The sequence below is a fragment of the Vibrio sp. CyArs1 genome, assembly GCF_022432925.1.
In the GTDB taxonomy this organism is placed as follows: Bacteria; Pseudomonadota; Gammaproteobacteria; order Enterobacterales; family Vibrionaceae; genus Vibrio; species Vibrio mediterranei.
The window spans coordinates 94,669-115,182 of the sequence record NZ_JAKRBO010000008.1 but is presented as its reverse complement, the minus strand read 5'-3'; the positions used below and the strand labels follow the sequence as shown (position 1 = coordinate 115,182).

Genomic DNA, 20,514 nt, shown 5'->3' with positions numbered 1-20,514 from the left:
TCCAATATATCAGGTAATTAGCAAATTCTCTTCATAATTAAACGTAGTTGAAATCACCAATCAAACAGGTTTTTTATCCACTGTTTGGGTTGGTTGTCACAGGACGCTTTGAGTTTTCCACCTTCATCCCAGACGGGTAATTCAAATTGGCTTCCGCAATCAAGTTCCAGTGCACCGCTACGCTGTTTAGAGAAACCAATCATGCTGATGTTCTTAGGCCAAGGTAATGTTAACTTCTCCGGAATTCGAGCTTTCAAATAGTCAGAATACACTCGTAATGCACCACTAGACCCTGTGAGTTTAGTCGACTTGTTATCATCACGCCCGACCCAAATTGTCGTTACCTCTCGTCCATCGACACCAACAAACCAACTATCACGAGTGTCATTACTAGTACCCGTTTTTCCTGCCAGTGCTGCCCATGCAAACTGACTATTCAGATAACGTCCTGTTCCCTCAGCTACCCCTTTTTTCATCGCGAAGGTGGTAAGCCATGCTGCTTGCTGAGGGACCTTCTGTTGGGCTTTTGGTAGAGATCGATAGAGCACTTCCCCCTCTACAGTAACGACTGAACGTAAAGCCGATAGCTCAGCTTGTCGTCCTGAGTTAGCGATGGTTTGGAACATCTGCGCCACTTGATATGGCGTCAACGACAGCGAACCAAGGAACATGGATGGAACAGGCCTGATCTCATTCGCATCTACACCTAAGCGCACTAATGTCTCGGAAACCGGCTTAATACCGAGAGACATACCTAAGCGCACAGTCGGGACATTAAGGGATTTTGCAAGCGCTTGATAGAGCGGCACATCACCACGGAACTTACGGTCGTAGTTTCGTGGCTGCCAAACATTACCTTGACTGCCTTTCAAAGTTATCGGAGTGTCTTGAAGTGTCGATGCCAAATCATAGCTCTGCGGCTGTTCCAACGCAGTAAGATAGACAGCAGGCTTGACTAACGAACCAATTGGCCTACTCGCATTCAACGCTCGGTTGAAACCACTGTAACCAGTACGCTTACCGCCCACCATAGCTCGGATCTCTCCAGTATTTCTGTCCACCGCAACAGCAGCCGCTTCAAGACCTTTACCGGATGTTTTCTCTAACTGAGGTACCCGCTTAGCAATGGCCTTTTCTAACTTGTCCTGTGAAACAGGATCCAGAGAGGTGTAGATTCGAATGCCTTTGCCACCACGTAGCTTATCGCCTAGCTTGCTATTCAGCTCACGGTTAAGCTGCTGAAAATACGCTGGTTGGCGGCTCGCAATTTGTGGATTGTTCTGCAAGTCGAGATCACGAGAGGCTGCCATTTCAAACTCACGTCCGGTCAGCATGTTCTGATCCATCATTAAACGCAGCACTAAGTCTCTGCGCTGCTTAGCTCGCTCTGGATGACGAATAGGGTTGTAGTACGATGGCCCTTTTACCATACCCACCAATAACGCAAGCTGGTCAATTCTCAACTCTTGTAGTGGCTGACCAAAATACAAACGAGACGCTAGCCCAAAACCATGAATAGCCTCACCGCGGCTTTGGCCAAGGTAAACTTCATTTAAATATGCTTCTAAGATTTGGTCTTTGCTATAGCGATAATCAAGAATGAGTGCGATAAACACTTCTCTTACTTTACGCCATAAGGTTCTATCACTGGTGAGGAACAGGTTTTTAGCCAACTGTTGTGTTAGCGTACTGCCCCCTTGTACCGCACGGCCAGCACGAATGTTAGCAAAAAACGCACGAGCTATGGCAGTAGGAGAGATGCCATCATGTTGGTAAAAATCACGATCTTCCGTTGCTAATAACGCGTCGATCATGATTTCTGGAAATTGATCACGCCTTAAAAACAAGCGTTGTTCATCGGCTTTTTTCTCGAGCATCCCAAGCATCTTAGGTTCAATTCTTAGAAAGCCAAGATCGCCTTTCTTTTCCAACGACTGAATTCTAGACAATGACCCATCGTTAAAATACAACATCACATGACGATCGGGTTCTGGACCGTCGGCAAATTCGAAGGGACGGCGAATCAGTTCTATCTTGGTGGAAGACGAGGAATACTCTCCTGGATGGCGCGGTTGAGATACCTTACGATAGTTCAATACGTCCAGTTCATTACGTAGCTGAGCTATCGTGATGTTGTCGCCGACAGACAGATTGAGCACACGAGCATAAACCACTGTTGGCAACTCGAATAAATTGCCTTCAAAGCGCTCTTTAACCACTTGATCAAGATAGTAAAACACCGCGCCAAGAGCGACCACGCCAACCAAAGCCAGTTTCCAACCGATTGAGAACAGGCGTTTCCCCCACCCTTGTTTCGGTTTTTTCCGACTCGGCTTACGCTTAGGTTTGCTGCTTTTGGCTTTCGATTTAGGAGCCGATTTTGTGGTGGTCTTTCTTGGTGCTGGCTTTTTACCACTAGGTGCCAACTTTTTCGTTACTGTCATGAATTCAATTGTCTTTTAGTTTTACTCGTTGCCTGATGATTCATTGGGTCATCAGGCCAAGGATGTTTCGGGTAACGCCCCTTCATCTCTTTCTGTACTTCTTTGTAGGCGCCTTGCCAAAATGCCGCCAAGTCTCTGGTTATCTGCAACGGACGTTGAGCTGGAGATAATAGTTCTAACACAATCGCTTGTTTACCTAGCGCAATAGTAGGTGATGACTTTTCGCCAAACATTTCTTGCAGCTTCACCGACAACGTCGGAGCTTCACCAACTTGGTAATGTATTTTCTTTCTTCCGCCAGAGGCAACCACCAAATGTGTCGGGAGGCACTCATTGAGTCGTTGTTGTTTATCCCAACCTAAGCGGGCTTGTAATGCGGCCATTACATCCAACTTCTTAAGTTGTTTGGCATTCTTGATGCCAGTCATGAAGGGTAATAACCACGTCTCAAGCTCGTCGAACAATGCTTGCTCAGACATATCCGGCCAACCTTCATCTGGGAGCCAGTCCGAAGCACATATGACGCGCGTACAAAGCGCTTGCGCGTCAGAGCTCCAGTCTAACGCAGCTAAGCCTTTACGCTTAACATAGCCAAGCAGCGCAGCTTCAACATCCGCTTTTTCTGGAACGGGAATCTCTTTGTGATGCAAAACAATCGCGCCAATTTTTCGTTGTTCACTGGCAACTAAGCGACCTTTCTGATCATCCCAATCCACCACAGAGAGTTCATCAATTAATTGCGGTGCTGTTGTCGAAAGCAGCTCAATATCCAGCGGCAACGCCTTAAAAATCTGACTACTTCCCTGACCAGTTTTCATTAAATCAACAACGGCCAAGTAAAGTGACTTCGCTAATGGTTGCTGATTATCGACACTTGCTCCATGCCCATTTGCTAACAAATAGTGTCCCGATGCTGCACTGCGACTTGCCGCTATTCTATCTGGGAATGCGAGCACTGCGACAAATCCGAGTAAAGATTCATTCATCACCTCTAAAACAAAACGATGCGATAAACGTTGCGCCAATATAGAAGCTCTTTGGGAAAGAGGGCCACGGCGAGAGTGAGTGCCTTGCTGCCAGCGCGTTAATGAACGGGTAAGATCCAGCTCATTGCGTTCGGGCTCTTCAATCAGGCAGCATACGGCTATTGCCACATTGAGCGTCTTAGACCCTAACTGCTTAGCCTGTAGCAACATGCTAGCAAGGCGAGGCTCGACACCCAACTCATGAGCTTGATGTCCAAGTGCGGTTTGCTTGCCCTTCTCATCAATAAGTTGCAGCTTGCTAAGAAGCGACTGGGCTTGCTGTAGATGCGTGGACTTGGGAGGGTCTATCCAAGCTAAATCCATTGCATCAGAGCAGCCCCACTTGGTCAGTTCTAATTGCAATGCGGACAAGTCACTACGTAGAATTTCTGGCGTACTTTGCTCAGGTTGTGAGTTGAACTGAGTTTCACTATATAAACGTACACAAAGCCCAGGCTCAATTCGACCTGCACGTCCTGCCCTTTGAATCGCGGAGGACTGTGCAATGCGGGTTTGTTCAAGTCTCGAAACGCCGGTCTTTAAATCAAACCAAGATTGGTTTTCTAAACCCGAATCTACGACGAGGCGAATACCTTCAATGGTTAGGGAAGTTTCAGCGATATTGGTTGCAAGAACGACTTTTCGTGTCCCGGATTTAGCTGGCTGGATAGCCTTTTGCTGCGCTTTAAAATCCAACTGCCCATATAAAGGACAGACATCTGCTTCGATACCAGATTGGCTCAAAAGCTCTTCAACTCTTTTGATGGCGCCAACGCCCGGTAAAAAAGCCAGCAAAGAACCTGACTCACGTAGCATCAGGTTCTCTATTTGTTTTGCCATAAACATTGGCAGATTATCATTACGGCTCATTGGCACATAATGGGTTTCCACTGGGAAAGAGCGTCCACTGGATTCTATAAAGGTTGCTGTTGGTAATACACGTTGAAGGTCATTGGCTTCCAACGTTGCAGACATCACAATCAGCTTCAAGTCATCTCGCAGCGCCTCTTGGCTTTCAAGGGAAAAAGCGAGTGCGGTATCGGCATGCAGGCTACGCTCATGAAACTCATCAAAAATAATCGCTCCAATGCCCGTTAACTCAGGGTCGTCTTGCAGCATACGAGTTAAGATGCCCTCTGTCACAACTTCTAACTTTGTATCCTTGCTTACCTTACTCTCACCACGTATTCGGTATCCTACGGTTTGACCAACCGTTTCACTACGCTGCGACGCTACGTACATGGCTATATTCCTCGCCGCAATACGTCGCGGTTCGAGCATGATAATTTTGCCGTCTATCAGTCCACTTTCAACAAGCTTTTCAGGAAAGTACGTTGACTTACCGGCACCAGTCGCCGCCTTGAGTATGATCTGATTCGATGAGTAAATCGCTTCAAATATTGAAGGCAACACTTGTTCTATAGGGAGCTGTGACAACGCTTTGACCTTATGTTGTAATGTGGCCACTCATTCTAATAAAAAATGGCCTCGAAATGCACTTTGATCCTCCTTTAAAGCAAGGAAAGCTAATAAAACGATACAAACGCTTTCTTGCTGATATCCATTTAAGCAACACAGAACAGATCACTATCCACTGCGCAAACACCGGGGCAATGACTGGTTGCGCCGACCCAGACTCTACCGTTTGGTACTCCACCTCTGACAATGCAAAGCGAAAATACCCTAATAGTTGGGAGCTAACGGAAACCGTCTCAGGTCATAAAATTTGCGTTAATACGGTTAGGGCTAATACTTTAGTTGTTGAAGCAATAGAAAATGGCATTGTTGAGGAGCTTAATGGTTATCAATCGTTGAGAACCGAGGTGAAGTATGGTCAAGAAAACAGCAGAATCGACATTTTATTACAAGATAGTGATCGCGCAGATTGCTACATTGAAGTAAAAAGTGTCACACTGCTTGATGATGCAAGCACCACCGGTCAGGGCTACTTTCCAGATGCACAAACCACAAGAGGACAAAGGCATTTGCGAGAGCTCACAGAAATGGTTCAAACCGGACATCGAGCTGTATTATTTTTCGCTGTTTTGCATTCAGGGATTGAAAAAGTGTCAGCGGCACACCATATAGATGCGAAATATTCACAATTACTCAAGCAAGCAGAGAAAGCAGGGGTAGAGGTAATTTGTTACAAGGCAGCGTTTTTTGATAATGAAATTACGCTCTTATCGAAGGTCGATTTCAGCTAAAAGTGATTTCACTTCACATTGATAAGAACTTTAACAAACTTCATTTGCCACCAGCATTTCTTTTTGCTATAGATACCCGCCTTAAAATTAACTGTACGCACAGTTGACTAGGTGTAAGTAGGAGATGCTGCATGCCAGAAACTAAGAAAAAAGCGCTAGGCATCCTAGCCATTGCAGGTGTTGAACCATATCAAGAGAAAGCTGGTGAAGAATACATGTCACAAGCTCAAATGGATCACTTTACAAAAATTTTGAGCGCTTGGCGCAACCAACTTAGGGAAGAAGTTGATCGAACTGTGCACCACATGCAAGACGAAGCAGCTAACTTTCCTGATCCCGTTGACCGCGCTTCACAAGAAGAAGAGTTCAGTCTCGAACTTCGCAACCGTGACCGCGAACGTCGCTTAATCAAAAAGATTGAGAAGACACTAAACAAGATTGAAGAAGATGAGTTTGGCTTCTGTGAATCTTGTGGTATCGAAATCGGTATCCGTCGTTTAGAAGCTCGTCCTACTGCCGATTTATGTATCGACTGTAAGACTCTTGCAGAAATCAAAGAAAGACAAATGCAAGGCTAATAAGCGATAAGAAAAGGGAGCAAGCGCTCCCTTTTTTGATCCACTACTTCATACGAAACAAATACTATGTACATAGGTCGATTTGCCCCCTCTCCTTCAGGTCCACTCCATTTTGGTTCCTTAATTGCCGCTTTGGGAAGTTATTTCCAAGCCAAAAGCCATTCAGGCCAGTGGTTAGTTCGAATAGAAGACATTGATCCTCCTCGTGAAGTGGCTGGAGCAGCCTCGCTTATCTTAAAAACACTGGAAGCCTATCAATTGCACTGGGATGGTGATGTTCTTTATCAAAGTTCTCGGTTGGACGCTTATCAGGCTCAAATCGACCATTGGCTTCATCAAGGGCAAGCTTATTTTTGTGAGTGCACCAGAAAGCAAATAAAAGCACTGGGTGGCTACTATCAAGGTACGTGTCGAGATAAAGCACTGAGTTCAAGCAATCAGTGCGCGGTCCGCCTCAAAATGCACCATCCGGTTGAATCCTTTATCGACCAACGATATGGCCAACTGGATATCCCTAAAGCGCTAGCTGAAGAAGACTTCATTATTAAGCGTCGTGACGGGTTGTTTGCCTACAACCTTGCGGTGGTGCTCGATGATATTTATCAGAACATCACCGAAGTCGTTCGCGGTGCTGATCTTATTGAACCGACAGGTCGTCAAATCAGCTTATATAAGACATTAGACGTGGAACCAGTGAGCTACCTGCATCTTCCACTGGCAATTGATGATAATGGCAACAAGTTATCCAAACAAAATCATGCCACAGCTATTGATTTAGGCAATCCAAGACCCACATTACTCAATGCAATGCGTTTTCTTGGTTTCAACATTGATAGCCATATTGAAACAGAAAACATAGAGACTATCATCCAGTGGGGCGTGGAAAACTGGCAGCTTTTACAACTTCCAAATGAGCTCAAAATCAAACCACCATTCTCAAATGAGGCTCTCTAAGCTATCATAAGCGGCAAATTTCATGCGTCAGGCACGAAATGTACGCCAAAACCGCGTCATTTCGCGAACCTAAATTGCGTTAATATTATGAATAAAAAAGAAAATTCCCAAAAAGTTCAACCGGTCTATCACGAGCTTTCATTGCAGACTTATAGCCGAGACGAACACAACATCTCGCGCAAGCAGATCAGCGAAAATGCGTTAAAAGTCTTATATCGCCTTAATGGTGCAGGATATGACGCGTATCTCGTTGGCGGCGGCGTGCGCGATCTGCTGCTTGGAGAACAACCTAAAGATTTTGATATAGCCACTAACGCAACGCCAGAGCAGATCAAAAAACTATTTAGGAATTGTCGTCTCATTGGTCGACGTTTTCGTCTTGCACACATTATGTTCGGTCGCGATATTATTGAAGTCGCTACCTTCCGTGGACACCATCAAGAACAAGAAAAAAACGTTTCTCAACAGAGCAAAGAAGGCATGCTACTGCGCGACAATGTCTATGGTTCTATTGATGAAGATGCAGAACGTCGTGATTTCTCAATCAATGCGATGTATTACAACATCGGCGACTACTCCATTCACGACTATGCAGGTGGAATGGAAGATCTAGAAGATCGTTTAATTCGTCTTATCGGTGAGCCTGAAGTTCGCTACCGCGAAGATCCTGTTCGTATGCTGCGCGCTATACGCTTTGCTGCCAAATTAGATTTTGACATTGAAGAAGACACAGCAGCGCCGATTGAAGAACTTGCACCATTATTGCGTGATATCCCGTCTGCTCGCTTATATGAAGAGTCATTAAAGCTATTACAGTCTGGGTATGGGCTAGAAACCTATCACCTATTAAGGGAATACAATTTATTCCAACAATTGTTCCCAATCATAGCGCCGCACTTTACAGAAGAGTATTCTTCTCGCACTGAACAAGTCTTAGACTTGGTGTTGGACGCTACCGATGAGCGCATCGAAGAAGGTAAACGCGTAAACCCAGCGTTTATGTTTGCTGCAATGCTTTGGTACCCAATGATGGAATACGCCACTCGATTAATGTCAAAAGGCATGTCTGAGTACGACGCCATCATGGAAGCTAGCAATAGCATTCTCGATGAGCAAGTCAAATCGACAGCGATCCCGCGCCGTCATACCGCAACGATTCGCGAGATATGGCAACTGCAATTGCGACTGCCTCGTCGTTCAGGCAAGCGAGCTTACCGACTGATGGAGCTTAACAAGTTCCGAGCGGGCTTTGATTTCCTCGAAATGCGTGGCGAAATTGAAGGCGGTGAAGTGGCTGCTTTGGCAAAATGGTGGGCAACGTTCCAATCAGCGGGGCGTAATATGCGTCAAGCCATGGTCAATGACCTTGGTGGTTCAAGCTCTCGTTCTGGTTCTCGTCGCAGAAGAACACCGAAGAAATCTAAGAGCGCTGAGTAATGATTACTTGTTTTATAGCGATTGGCAGCAATCTGTCAGATCCCGTAGCTCAAGCTAACGAAGCGATTGAAGCACTTAAGCACTTACCAAAGAGTAAGCTCACGATTTGCTCCTCGCTTTATAGCAGTACACCAATGGGACCACAAAATCAGCCTGATTACATTAATGCTGTCGCGCAAATTTCTACCGAATTAACGCCACTTGAGCTCCTCGATTGCACGCAAGCGATCGAACTGGAACAAGGGCGTGTCCGTAAAGATGAGAGATGGGGCCCAAGAACTCTTGATCTAGATATTATTCTTTATGGCAATGAGGTGATCGATTCCGAGCGCCTAACCGTTCCTCATTATGGAATGAAAGAGAGAGCGTTTGTTCTCTATCCGCTTCTGGAAATCGCACCAAATTTACAACTCCCTGACGGGACTGAGCTCAAAACACTGGTGGACAATGTGTCACGTAATGGGCTCAGAGTTTGGCAATCGTAGCCAACCCCTAAGTAAGGATTAAAAATGAAAAAAGTCACCATCAACGATCTTGTTAAATGGAAACAAGAAGGTCGTAAATTTGCAACGTCAACCGCGTATGATGCGAGCTTTGCAGGTTTATTTGAAAGCCAAGAAATGCCAGTTCTACTAGTGGGTGATTCACTAGGTATGGTACTTCAAGGCCGCAACGACACACTTCCTGTAACAGTAGAAGATGTTGTTTATCATACTCGTAGTGTACGTGCAGGCAGCCCAAACTGTCTTCTTATGGCCGACATGCCTTTCATGAGCTATGCCACTCCAGAGCAAGCTTGTGAGAATGCGGCAAAGCTGATGCGTGCAGGCGCTAACATGGTTAAAATTGAAGGCAGTGATTGGCTCGTTGATACCGTAAGAATGCTGACTGAACGTGCTGTTCCAGTTTGTGCTCACCTAGGTTTAACGCCGCAAAGCGTCAATATTTTTGGTGGTTATAAAGTTCAAGGTCGCGATCAGAAGAATGCAGACAAAATGTTACGTGACGCACTGGCTCTTCAAGAAGCTGGCGCTCAAATCGTTCTATTGGAATGCGTTCCTCAAGAGCTCGCAAAACGTATCACAGAAGCGCTCGATGTCCCTGTTATTGGTATCGGTGCAGGTAACACTACTGATGGCCAAATCTTAGTAATGCATGACATGTTTGGTATTTCGGCGAACTACATGCCTAAGTTCTCGAAAAACTTCCTCGCAGAAACTGGTGATATGCGCAGTGCTGTCGCGAAGTACATCGCTGATGTGGAAAGCGGCGCTTTCCCTGATGACGCTCATACGATTGCCTAGGGGGAATCATGCAAACTTTAGCTGATATTGCTGAACTTAGAGAGCAAATTGCACTACTTAAGCGCGAACAGCGTCGAATTGCCTTTGTTCCTACTATGGGTAATTTGCACGAAGGCCATCTTACTTTAATGCGCAAAGCACGCGAACATGCTGATGTCGTCGTCGCGAGCATTTTTGTTAATCCGATGCAATTTGATCGTGCGGATGACTTAAACAACTATCCACGCACGCTTGACGAAGATATGGCGAAGTTGACGGCTGAAGGTGTCGACTTATTGTTCACGCCAACACCAGAAGTTATGTACCCACAAGGCTTGGATAAACAGAGCTTTGTTGAGGTTCCAGGCATTTCTCACATACTTGAAGGTGCTTCACGTCCAGGGCACTTTAGAGGCGTATCAACTATCGTCACTAAGCTGTTCAATATCGTTCAGCCAGACGTAGCTTGCTTTGGTGAAAAAGATTACCAGCAACTGGCGCTTATCCGTCAAATGGTGAGCGATCTTGCCATGAATATTGACATTGTCGGTGTCCCAACAGTGCGTGAAATGGATGGCTTGGCAATGAGCTCACGTAATGGTTATCTGACAATGGATGAACGCCAGCGTGCACCTGTGTTAGCAAAAACCATGCGTTGGATTAACAGTGCAATTCGCGGTGGTCGTGATGATTACGCTTCCATTGTTGAAGACGCAAGTGATCAATTGCGTGCAGCAGGTCTTCAGCCAGACGAAATTTTCATTCGCGACGCACACAGCTTGCAACCGATTAGCAGTGATTCAACGCACGCGGTTATTTTGATGTCGGCTTTCTTAGGAAAAGCGCGTCTAATTGACAACCAAGTCTTAGAGTTACAACAGCAACAAGCGGAAACAGAATCAGCAGAAGAAAACTAGCACTGTAGTTTTTGTTGCTACAGTGCACACATTCGTTGGATACAAAAAAGGGGTCACTGTAATCAGTGACCCCTTTTCTATTATTGCGAATTAAACTCTAAACGATTGAATCTTACCATCGAGTTCTGTTGCGTTATTCTGCATCATTTCCGACGTTTCCAACAGCTCAGTAACAACCACAACCGACGCTTCGACCAGCTCTCTTACATTAGTCAGGTTTTGATTCATCTCTTCGGCAACACTGCTTTGCTGACCCGCTGCTGTGGCAATTTGGAAGTTCATATCATTAATCTGATTGACTTGATTCACAATGCCATCAAGTTCTACACCTGCATTGGTGACAAGTTCTACACCGTCGGCCGCTTCGACCACGCTCTTTTCCATTAATTCAACCGCTGAATTGGCGCTTGATTGCAGTTGAGAAATCATCTCTTGGATTTCTACTGTCGCCTGCTGTGTGCGTTGAGCGAGATTGCGCACTTCATCCGCAACAACAGCAAAGCCTCGGCCTGCCTCTCCTGCACGTGCAGCTTCAATAGCTGCATTAAGCGCTAGAAGGTTAGTCTGCTCTGAAATACCTTGAATGGTGCCCACAACACTGCCGATGGACTCAACACGTTCTTCAACTTGGTTTACCGCTTGCGCAGAAGCTGCGATATCATCCGACAACTCACTCATTTTAGTCACAGTGCCTTGAACAAAACGTTGACCTGTCGATGCCTGCCCTGAAGCTTGTTCTGTTAGCTGAGAAGCATTCTGAGCGTGATCTGCAACCGTCTGGACCGTTGAACTCATTTCACTCATTGCCGTGGCAAGCTGATCGATTTCGTTAAACTCTTCTTGAGAAGACTCTTTGGTCTCAGACATGCTTAATGTCATCACTTCAGTGAGTGTCGCGAGTTCTTGAGAAGTAACCACTTGAGTCTTAATGATATCTTGTAGCTGAACGCGAGTGCGTTCTAGCTCTCTAGCAACGTCACCGTACTCGTCTTTACAATCCATATTAACCGGTACGGTCAGGTCTTTGTCCGCCATACGTTTGATAGCATCGCTAAGATATGTGGTTTGCTTTAACATCGTTTTAGCGGCGAATAACAAGAGCGCGACAAAAAGCACAATCATCAATGCTGTTTGCCAAACCACTTGAACTAAGTAGGCTTCATAATGCTGTTGCGCGACCTCTGCACTTTGCGTCGCAGCAAGCAATGAATCATAAAATGTACTGGCATCCCATAATTGCTTGCTAACCAACAGAACCGTACTAAATATCATTAACATCAACATCTTAGGAACTAAGCGCACGTCCGTTATTACACGCTCCCAAGGTTTAAATGCCAGTGTGGTCATTATCCGTTCTCCATTATTTATTATATAGTTAGGGTGTCTTTACCTAACTTTGATGCCAACGTCATTTACTTGTACGTTACCTTCGCTAAAGGAAATGGCACGCATGAGCCCAAGTTATTTATTTCGAGCCTCGTATGAAAGCAAATGATACCAAAACTGAAACTAAGCCTCTGAGTTTATTGTCACTTTTTCTGTCGTTTATGGCACTATTTGTGATCTCAGCCTTGTTGTTTGCGCCTATCAATAGCGATGAGCGTACCGTCCTTATCGGCCTAGACTTTATAATCTGTAGTTTATTTCTGCTGCAGCTTTTCATAGATCTGATCCGCTCCACAGATCGTCTGCAATTTATGAAAACCCACTGGATCGATTTTGTCGCTAGTGTACCTATGATCGAGCCGCTACGTTTTGCCAGAGTGTTTCATATCTTTCGAGTTATCTTGGTTATCCGTTCTGGTGAAGCCCTACTAAGACAACTGGCGCGAAATAAGCACGAAACCACCATTGCCTCTATTTTATTGCTACTGATCTTGCTGATAACCGCAGGTGCCGGGCTTATGCTCTGGGCGGAAGGAGATGATCCCGAAGCAAATATTCAGCATATCGGTGATGCCGTTTGGTGGGCTTTTGTTACCGTTTCAACGGTGGGTTATGGTGATCATTACCCTGTTACGGGTTTGGGGAAAGCGCTAGCTGGGGTGATTATCATCTGTGGTGTTGGTTTGTTTGGTATGACATCAGGTTTGATTACCTCGCTGCTTTCTTCACCAAGCTCAATGGATGAAAGGCGTTCTAAACATAAAGAAGTGATGCTACAGAAGGTATTAAACCAACAAGAAATCATCTTACATAAGCTAGAGAAAATCGAAAAGAAAATGGATTCACTGGACTCCAATAAATAACAAAAAAGAGGCAGCACGCCTCTTTTTTGTAGCAGTTAATTAGCCACTAATCCTGCCAGTAAGGCTGGGCTTCAATACTGATTTGTCGCGTTTGCTCCATCGCATGTAGTATGGAGCTCTCCTGGCGTTTCAACCAACGTTCTAGTTGCTGTTGTTCTTCGCCTTCTAATTTTGTGACTAAGCGCTCCAAAGGCTCCAACATCAGTAAGTCGTCAATTCCCTGAAGTAAATCAGCCCAAGGAAGCCGGAAACTATTGCGCTCATCCGTATTATAAAGGCTAGCAAAGCCAACACCGGTGTAGAGATTCCTCATCAAACGATATTGTTGGTCGATGTAATCCTGTCGAGTGAGAAGCTTCTCAGGCGGGAAAGCCTCAATCAATTCAGCCCAAGTGCGTGCAAGCTGTTTGATGGAAAACGGCTTAATATTTTGCGCCATCTTATCGCGAGCTTTGTCATCAAGAAACGGCTGCCAGCCTCGCGATAAAATCCAGCGACTTAAGTCTAATAATAGACCTGCATAGCGTGCCGAGTGAATCAATTTCAGCATGTCTTCACGATCAGGTAGCTCTTGCTCCATTTCTTTGAGCTCAGCAACCAAATACTTTCTTGCATCCAGTTTTCTTAGAACATGCCCTTTATCTTCAAGTAACGTTTCGAAGTGATCATAACTCTTAAGCCAACTTAGCTCCTCTTCTAACCACTTCAATTCCTGTCGTACAATTGCACTAGCACGGCGAGGAACAATACCACCGTAAACAGTAAGAATCTGGCGAATAAAGCTTAGTGCATGACTAATTTCATGCAGCGCTTCTATGGACTCATGCTCAACGTAAATTTGCTCATGATAGTGCCAGTGAGCTAGAGCATGTTCGAGAGACTGGATAAAGCAGGTTTCAACATTATCGCTTTCTACTGTGTCGACTAGATCCATTGTCTTGACGGGATCACCTTCGTAATCCATTGCCAAGCGATAACCTCTCGCCGCTTTACTTAAGTTACCTAAACGAATACCACCGTCTTCAATAAATGAGCGAGCCAATGTGAATAGCGCATCGGTCTGACCTGATTTTAACTCCAGCTCCACTTCGCAAATGGGATAAGTTTTATCACCCGAAGAGACCACTCCTTGATCGAAGGCCACTTCCACTTGGCTACCATCAGCCATACCAATCAACCACTGTTCACGCGTAAAGTCTGTCGCAAAAATAGGTGTCAGTTCTGCTTGCAATACATCGATATCTTTTCCTTGAGGATAGATATCTACTGGATGAAGAGTGAGCAATGGAGAGTTGGAAGTGTGTTCTGCATTAAATTCTGGACGTTGGTGCAAACCTGCAACCACGCGTCCAGATGTTTTTACAGTTTGAACAAAAACATCATCAAAACGGCGAATTCTTAAGCCAATATCATGTTGGCGTAACCAATTATCAGGAGTATCGAAGTAAGTGTTTCCTAACTCACGACAACTGTGCTGAAGTACTTTTGTTTCAGAAATTTTGTTACGCAAAGTTTCTGAAAATTCAGGAGAAACAAAAAACTTCAGTTCTATCTCGGTTTCCATAGTTTTACCTTTCGGGGACACTCACAACAGGATATGAGCAATCGATGCGTTCAGCAAGTGACAAATATCACCCAAATGATGATCTAAAACAGTTTAAATCAGACTTTTAATGGGTTACCATGCGCGCCTTTATAGCCATCGCTCAACATTTCACCATGAATTGGTGTATGTTTATTTCAGGTTATATTAATTAGGTTGAATGACCATGCCAGTAAATACAATTATGGGGTTATTTGCAAAGTCCCCTATTAAGCCTTTGCAGCGCCACGTAGTGTGCGTAACAGAATGTTGTTCTCATCTTATCAACTTCTTTGAGACTAGTGCTCAGGGCGATTGGGAGAAAGCAGCAGAGATCCGTGCGCAGATTTCTCACCTAGAGAAAGAGGCGGACGTACTTAAGCGTGAAATACGCCTAAAACTACCACGCGGTTTATTCATGCCTGTGGATCGTAGCGACATGCTTGAGCTACTTACACAGCAAGATAAGTTAGCGAACCTATCAAAAGACATTGCCGGGCGTGTATACGGTCGACAACTCGTCATTCCAGCTCCACTGCAAGAAAACTTCATCGCATATGTGAAGCGTTGTCTTGATGCAGCTAACCAAGCTCAAAAAGTAATTAACGAGCTTGATGAACTGTTAGAGACTGGCTTTAAAGGCCGCGAAGTTACGCTTGTAGCAGAAATGATTCATCAGCTAGACATCATCGAAGATGACACTGATGCAATGCAGATCCAACTTCGTCAGCAATTGATGACGATTGAGCACGACATGAATCCAATTGATGTCATGTTCCTCTACAAGATTTTTGAATGGGTCGGCGGTATTGCAGATCAAGCCCAGCGTGTAGGCGCTCGTCTTGAAGTGATGCTGTCTAGGTCTTAATCGAACGTTAACTAAGTAACAAAGAGCAAGGATGAATTAGGCGTTGAGCACAGACAATGCTTAAGAGTTTGCCCTGCGCCTAAAGAATTGCTCCGCTTGTTATGAAACAAAACTAGGTATTACAATGGATATTCTTGCAAACTACGGCACTATCCTAATTATTGTTGCAGCAGTATTCGGTTTCCTTATGGCAATCGGTATTGGTGCAAATGATGTTGCCAATGCAATGGGTACTTCTGTTGGCTCTAAAGCTCTAACAGTTAAGCAAGCGATCATCATTGCGATGATCTTTGAATTTGCTGGCGCATACCTTGCCGGCGGTGAAGTGACTGACACGATTCGTAAAGGTGTCATTGAAACGTCACTGTTCGCCCATCAACCTGACATTCTTGTCTACGGTATGATGTCCTCTCTACTTGCCGCTGGTACATGGCTGCTTCTAGCTTCTTACATGGGCTGGCCAGTATCAACGACACACTCAATCATCGGTGCCATCATTGGTTTCGCATGTGTGTCAGTCGGTACTGAAGCGGTAGACTGGGGATCAGTTAAAGGCATCGTAGGTAGCTGGGTTATTACCCCTGTTATTTCTGGCTTTTTTGCTTACGTAATATTTATCAGTGCACAACGACTGATATTTGATACTGAAAAACCACTGTTTAACGCAAAGCGTTTTGTGCCTGTTTACATGTTCATTACTACCATGGTTATCGCCCTGGTAACGATTAAAAAAGGTCTTAAACACGTAGGTCTGCACCTAGAAGGTATGGAAGCGTGGTTCTGGGCTGCAGGTGTTTCAGCACTCGTTATGATCGGTGGTTACATCTATATCCAGCGTAAATTTGCTAACCGTGAGGAAGATCATGGCTTTAGCGGCGTTGAAGGTATCTTCAGTGTTCTAATGGTTATCACAGCTTGTGCAATGGCATTTGCACACGGTTCAAACGACGTAGCTAACGCAATTGGTCCACTGTCTGCGGTAGTATCTACCGTAGAACATATGGGTGAAATTACAGCGAAAAGCTCTATAGCTTGGTGGATTCTTCCTCTAGGTGGTATCGGTATCGTTGTAGGTCTTGCAACAATGGGCCACAAAGTAATGGCGACTGTTGGTACCGGTATTACCGAACTAACACCAAGCCGTGGCTTTGCTGCACAGCTAGCAACAGCTTGTACAGTTGTTTTAGCTTCAGGTACAGGTCTTCCTATTTCGACCACACAAACACTTGTAGGTGCGGTTCTAGGTGTTGGTTTTGCTCGCGGTATTGCTGCACTAAACTTAGGTGTAGTTCGTAACATCGTAGCGTCTTGGATTGTGACGTTACCAGCAGGTGCACTACTAGCGGTCGTATTCTTCTACGCAATGCAAGCCATCTTTGGTGCATAAGCACGATGTGCAATAAAGTCAGAGAGATGTGAAGCTCACGTCATATTTGACTCAAATTCAAATAAAGGGAGGCTTTGCCTCCCTTCTTTGTTGCACCCCGTTAAGAAACTTCATACTATTTGCCCATTCTTAAAAATTTACAAATTGAGAGTACGTCCCCGCGACCAAAGCGAACGATACTTTCTTGTTCATTCCCCCATTGAAACACTTAAGGGACTTACTGTGAAAAAACTGATCTGCATGATCATGGTGTCATTACTGGCAGCCCCTGCTGCATTGGCGCAGGATCGTTATATTGCTGACAAGCTATTTACTTACATGCATTCTGGCCCTAGCAGCCAATATCGAATCATTGGCAGCATCAATGCTGGTGACAAAGTTCGACTACTCTCCACTAACAGAGAGAATGGTTACTCTCAAGTTCAAGATAGCCGTGGCCGTAAAGGCTGGGTTGAAACTAAGTATGTGACCACTCAAGAGAGCATGGCAGTGCGTCTTCCGCGCCTTGAGAAAGAACTGACTGAAGCGAAATCACTGCTGGCTAACGCTCGTCAAACAGCAAACAGCGAAAAAGATGGTCTAGTGAGCTCTCTAGAGGCACGTAACAAGCAAATTGCTGAACTTGAGCAAAACTACTCAGATATCAGCTCACAGCTAACCTCGTCACAAACTGAAATCCGTGAGCTACGCGCAAAACTGGATACACAGAAAGAAGACCTACTGCTGCGCTACTTTATGTATGGCGGTGGTGTTGCTGGAGCAGGTCTGTTATTTGGCTTGATTCTTCCACACATCATTCCTCGTCGTAAGAAGAGTCCAAACGGCTGGGCATAAGACAGTTCAGCATTACGCACAGATAAAAATACCGCCTAATTTGGCGGTATTTTTTTGTTTATGAGACGAAAAGTTTAATCGTCATCAAAATTGAACAGTGACTCCATATTCAACCCTTGTTTGATCAGGATATCGCGAAGTCGACGTAGGCCTTCAACTTGAATCTGTCTCACGCGTTCACGGGTCAGATTAATCTCACGTCCTACTTCTTCTAGCGTCGATGGCTCATAACCGAGCAGACCGAAACGTCGAGCTAGTACTTCTTTCTGCTTAGGGTTTAGCTCGTCAAGCCAGTGAATCAGCGAAGACTTGATATCATCATCTTGAGTCGAGACTTCAGGATCTGAATGCGTTGAGTCAGGAATAATATCTAGGAGTGCTTTTTCACCATCACCGCCAATCGGTGTATCTACTGAGCTAATACGTTCATTTAGACGTAGCATCTTGGACACATCACTGACTGGCTTATCAAGTTTCTGTGCAATCTCTTCTGCTGTAGGCTCATGGTCTAGCTTCTGTGATAACTCACGAGCAGTACGCAAATAGATATTGAGTTCTTTCACTACATGAATCGGAAGACGAATGGTGCGAGTCTGGTTCATTAATGCACGTTCAATCGTTTGTCGAATCCACCATGTGGCGTAAGTAGAAAAACGGAAGCCTCGTTCTGGGTCAAACTTTTCGACGGCTCGAATCAAACCAAGGTTTCCTTCCTCAATAAGATCAAGCAGCGCCAGTCCACGATTACTGTAACGTCGAGAGATCTTCACCACCAAGCGTAGGTTACTTTCGATCATACGTTTACGAGCGGCTTCGTCACCCTTTAGGGCACGCCGTGCATACAGGACTTCTTCTTCCGCGGTAAGTAATGGAGAGAAACCAATTTCGCCTAAGTAAAGCTGAGTCGCATCCAGGCTTTTCGCCGATGCGTCATACATATCTTTATCGTCAGAAATGGATTCATCGTTGGTAAGTGCGTTTTCGACGATCTCCGTTGATTCCGTTTCAACGTCGAAGTTTTCATTTTTGGTTACTGCATTGCTGATACTCATAGCGCCTCCCCCTGGCGAGCTAGCAAAACATGACTACAAACTATGTCGCTAACCTTCTCTGATAACGTCAATCAAATTGCAAGTAGCTTTCGTATTGTAAATACGTATACGGTAATTACGGCAAGTAACGCTTAGGATTTACCGATTTACCTTGGTAACGAATTTCAAAGTGCAGTCTTACACTATTGGTTCCGGAGCTTCCCATTGTTGCGATTTTTTGTCCGGCTTTTACACTTTGTCCTTCTGATACCAATAACCGATCGTTATGTGCGTAGGCACTGAGGTAGTTATCGTTATGCTTAACAATAACCAAATTTCCATAACCTCTGAGTGCATTACCCGAATAAACCACGGTTCCTTTTGCAGTGGCAACAATCGCTTGGCCTCTTTGGCCTGCAATGTCGATACCTTTATTTCCTTGGTCCCCTGCAGAAAAGTTCTTTATTACACGTCCATTGGTTGGCCATTGCCAGCTCGTTACTTTGCCGCTAGAGCTAGGTGGTGCCTTCGGCTTGGTTTGAGCAGTGCTCTGTTTTGCCGTATTGGGTTTTGTGTTATTAACATTTTGTTTACCTTTAGAGTCACCATACTCCTTTGTTTTTGATTGATCAACCTTCTTAGTGGCTGTTTTTTGACTATTTTGCGTTGATGAACTACCCGTCTTCGCTTTGGAGGATTGCGAGTTAGAAGACTTAGCTTTAGCGGTGGTAGAACCCGCGGCAGCTGTTGCAGTAGAAGCCGCAGCCACTTCCCCAGCACCAGAGCCAGCGTACGCAGGAGGAGTATAAACAGGTCGCCACAAATTGAGGCGCTGACCAGGATGAATGGTGTAAGGTGAACGAAGATTATTTAGTCGAATCAGTTCCTTAACATCTTTATCCGTTTTGTAGGCGATGAAATAGAGGGTGTCACCCTTTTGCACTTCGTAATAACTACCGCGATAGCTCCCTCGAGAGACATTATCGTACCTGCCTCCCAAATCTGAGACAGGTGCAGGCGAACGCCCAGCACACCCAACAAGTGCACTGGACAACATAATTACGGAACCCACGGCCTTCAAACGGCTTTGCATTTACGCTAATTCACCTGCAATCAAAGGAACAAACCTTACTAATTCAATAACTTCGCTATTAAAACTATCACCTTTTCGAGTAATTTTTAATAGTTGTTGTTCATCATCACCAACAGGAATTACAAGTCGCCCACCTTCTGTGAGCTGAGACAGTAACGCGTCAGGGACTGTCGCCGCTGCCGCTGTCACAATAATCGCATCAAAAGGACCTTTTGCTTTCCACCCTTGCCAACCATCACCATGTTTAGTCGAGACATTGTAAATATCGAGTCTCTTTAGGCGACGTTTAGCATCCCATTGAAGAGATTTGATTCTTTCTACCGAGAAGACGTGCTCAACTATTTGAGCTAAAACTGCAGTTTGGTAGCCAGAACCCGTTCCTATCTCGAGTACTTTAGTTTCTCTTGATAGCTCTAAAAGCTCGGTCATTTTGGCGACAATATAAGGTTGAGATATTGTTTGGCCAGCGCCAATAGGCAACGCATTGTTATCATACGCTTGATGTATCATCGCTTGAGACACGAACTGTTCTCTCGGTACAGATTGAATCGCCTCCAATACTGCACCATTGGTAATGCCATGCCCTTTGATAAACTCAACGAGTCGTTCCGCTTGCGGATTCATT

At 45.0% G+C, this 20,514-nt stretch carries 18 protein-coding genes; 11 read left to right on the top strand and 7 right to left on the bottom strand.

Translation table 11 applies throughout. From position 1 onward, the window contains the following. Positions 1 to 53: 53 nt before the first annotated feature. Both mrcB and hrpB read right to left on the bottom strand, forming a co-directional pair. Positions 54 to 2,444: a penicillin-binding protein 1B gene (mrcB, locus tag MMA19_RS20955; protein ID WP_240207132.1), complete on the bottom strand. Its 2,391-nt coding sequence runs from the start codon at positions 2,442 to 2,444 to the stop codon at positions 54 to 56. After that, positions 2,441 to 4,906 carry an ATP-dependent helicase HrpB gene (gene hrpB, locus MMA19_RS20950; RefSeq protein ID WP_240207171.1) on the bottom strand — a complete coding sequence of 822 codons (2,466 nt, stop codon included), beginning with the start codon at positions 4,904 to 4,906 and terminating at the stop codon, positions 2,441 to 2,443. The genes mrcB and hrpB overlap by 4 nt, the downstream gene beginning before the upstream one ends. Before the next feature lie 56 nt (positions 4,907 to 4,962). On the opposite strand from hrpB, the gene sfsA reads away from it, so the two are divergent. The 7 genes from sfsA (at position 4,963) to panC (ending at position 10,845) form a co-directional block, all read left to right on the top strand. Then, complete coding sequence (gene sfsA / locus MMA19_RS20945) at positions 4,963 to 5,676, top strand: DNA/RNA nuclease SfsA (RefSeq protein WP_240207131.1); 714 nt, start codon at positions 4,963 to 4,965, stop codon at positions 5,674 to 5,676. Positions 5,677 to 5,807: 131 nt separating this feature from the next. Next, positions 5,808 to 6,254, top strand: a complete 447-nt coding sequence (gene dksA, locus MMA19_RS20940; protein WP_006072667.1) for an RNA polymerase-binding protein DksA — start codon at positions 5,808 to 5,810, stop codon at positions 6,252 to 6,254. Between the two features lie 66 nt (positions 6,255 to 6,320). After that, positions 6,321 to 7,208: a tRNA glutamyl-Q(34) synthetase GluQRS gene (gene gluQRS, locus MMA19_RS20935; protein WP_240207130.1), complete on the top strand. Its 888-nt coding sequence runs from the start codon at positions 6,321 to 6,323 to the stop codon at positions 7,206 to 7,208. Between the two features lie 87 nt (positions 7,209 to 7,295). Further along, complete coding sequence (gene pcnB / locus MMA19_RS20930) at positions 7,296 to 8,645, top strand: polynucleotide adenylyltransferase PcnB (RefSeq protein WP_038224020.1); 1,350 nt, start codon at positions 7,296 to 7,298, stop codon at positions 8,643 to 8,645. Beyond that, positions 8,645 to 9,130 (top strand): 2-amino-4-hydroxy-6-hydroxymethyldihydropteridine diphosphokinase, encoded by a 486-nt coding sequence (folK, locus tag MMA19_RS20925; RefSeq protein ID WP_240207129.1) that lies wholly within the window; start codon positions 8,645 to 8,647, stop codon positions 9,128 to 9,130. Before pcnB ends, folK begins: the two co-directional genes overlap by 1 nt. A 24-nt stretch (positions 9,131 to 9,154) precedes the next feature. Next, positions 9,155 to 9,949, top strand: coding sequence for a 3-methyl-2-oxobutanoate hydroxymethyltransferase (panB, locus tag MMA19_RS20920; protein WP_240207128.1), 795 nt, complete (start codon positions 9,155 to 9,157; stop codon positions 9,947 to 9,949). Positions 9,950 to 9,957: 8 nt separating this feature from the next. Beyond that, positions 9,958 to 10,845, top strand: a complete 888-nt coding sequence (gene panC / locus MMA19_RS20915; RefSeq protein ID WP_240207127.1) for a pantoate--beta-alanine ligase — start codon at positions 9,958 to 9,960, stop codon at positions 10,843 to 10,845. A 90-nt stretch (positions 10,846 to 10,935) separates the two neighbouring features. On the opposite strand, the gene MMA19_RS20910 is transcribed toward panC, so the two are convergent. Further along, complete coding sequence (locus tag MMA19_RS20910) at positions 10,936 to 12,192, bottom strand: methyl-accepting chemotaxis protein (RefSeq protein WP_038224027.1); 1,257 nt, start codon at positions 12,190 to 12,192, stop codon at positions 10,936 to 10,938. 134 nt (positions 12,193 to 12,326) lie between these two features. Here MMA19_RS20910 and MMA19_RS20905 point away from each other — a divergent pair, with 134 nt between their 5' ends. After that, complete coding sequence (locus MMA19_RS20905; RefSeq protein ID WP_038224029.1) at positions 12,327 to 13,094, top strand: potassium channel family protein; 768 nt, start codon at positions 12,327 to 12,329, stop codon at positions 13,092 to 13,094. 46 nt (positions 13,095 to 13,140) lie between these two features. Here the strand turns inward: MMA19_RS20905 and MMA19_RS20900 are convergent, their stop codons facing one another. Then, positions 13,141 to 14,658 carry an inorganic triphosphatase gene (locus MMA19_RS20900; protein WP_171393349.1) on the bottom strand — a complete coding sequence of 506 codons (1,518 nt, stop codon included), beginning with the start codon at positions 14,656 to 14,658 and terminating at the stop codon, positions 13,141 to 13,143. 205 nt (positions 14,659 to 14,863) lie between these two features. Here MMA19_RS20900 and MMA19_RS20895 point away from each other — a divergent pair, with 205 nt between their 5' ends. The 3 genes from MMA19_RS20895 to MMA19_RS20885 all read left to right on the top strand — a co-directional run bounded on the left by MMA19_RS20895 (position 14,864) and on the right by MMA19_RS20885 (position 17,765). Continuing rightward, complete coding sequence (locus MMA19_RS20895; RefSeq protein WP_038222611.1) at positions 14,864 to 15,544, top strand: TIGR00153 family protein; 681 nt, start codon at positions 14,864 to 14,866, stop codon at positions 15,542 to 15,544. Positions 15,545 to 15,668: 124 nt separating this feature from the next. Beyond that, entirely contained in the window at positions 15,669 to 16,931 is a 1,263-nt protein-coding gene (locus MMA19_RS20890; protein ID WP_062459904.1) for an inorganic phosphate transporter, read from the top strand. Between the two features lie 222 nt (positions 16,932 to 17,153). Further along, positions 17,154 to 17,765 (top strand): TIGR04211 family SH3 domain-containing protein, encoded by a 612-nt coding sequence (locus tag MMA19_RS20885; RefSeq protein ID WP_062459906.1) that lies wholly within the window; start codon positions 17,154 to 17,156, stop codon positions 17,763 to 17,765. Positions 17,766 to 17,839: 74 nt separating this feature from the next. On the opposite strand, the gene rpoS is transcribed toward MMA19_RS20885, so the two are convergent. The 3 genes from rpoS to MMA19_RS20870 form a co-directional block, all read right to left on the bottom strand. Further along, positions 17,840 to 18,817, bottom strand: coding sequence for an RNA polymerase sigma factor RpoS (gene rpoS, locus MMA19_RS20880; RefSeq protein ID WP_240207126.1), 978 nt, complete (start codon positions 18,815 to 18,817; stop codon positions 17,840 to 17,842). Between the two features lie 115 nt (positions 18,818 to 18,932). Beyond that, a complete protein-coding gene (gene nlpD / locus MMA19_RS20875; protein WP_240207125.1) occupies positions 18,933 to 19,889 on the bottom strand; it encodes a murein hydrolase activator NlpD in 957 nt (318 codons plus the stop codon). Continuing rightward, positions 19,890 to 20,513 (bottom strand): protein-L-isoaspartate(D-aspartate) O-methyltransferase, encoded by a 624-nt coding sequence (locus tag MMA19_RS20870; protein WP_038224039.1) that lies wholly within the window; start codon positions 20,511 to 20,513, stop codon positions 19,890 to 19,892. Position 20,514 lies beyond the last annotated feature (1 nt).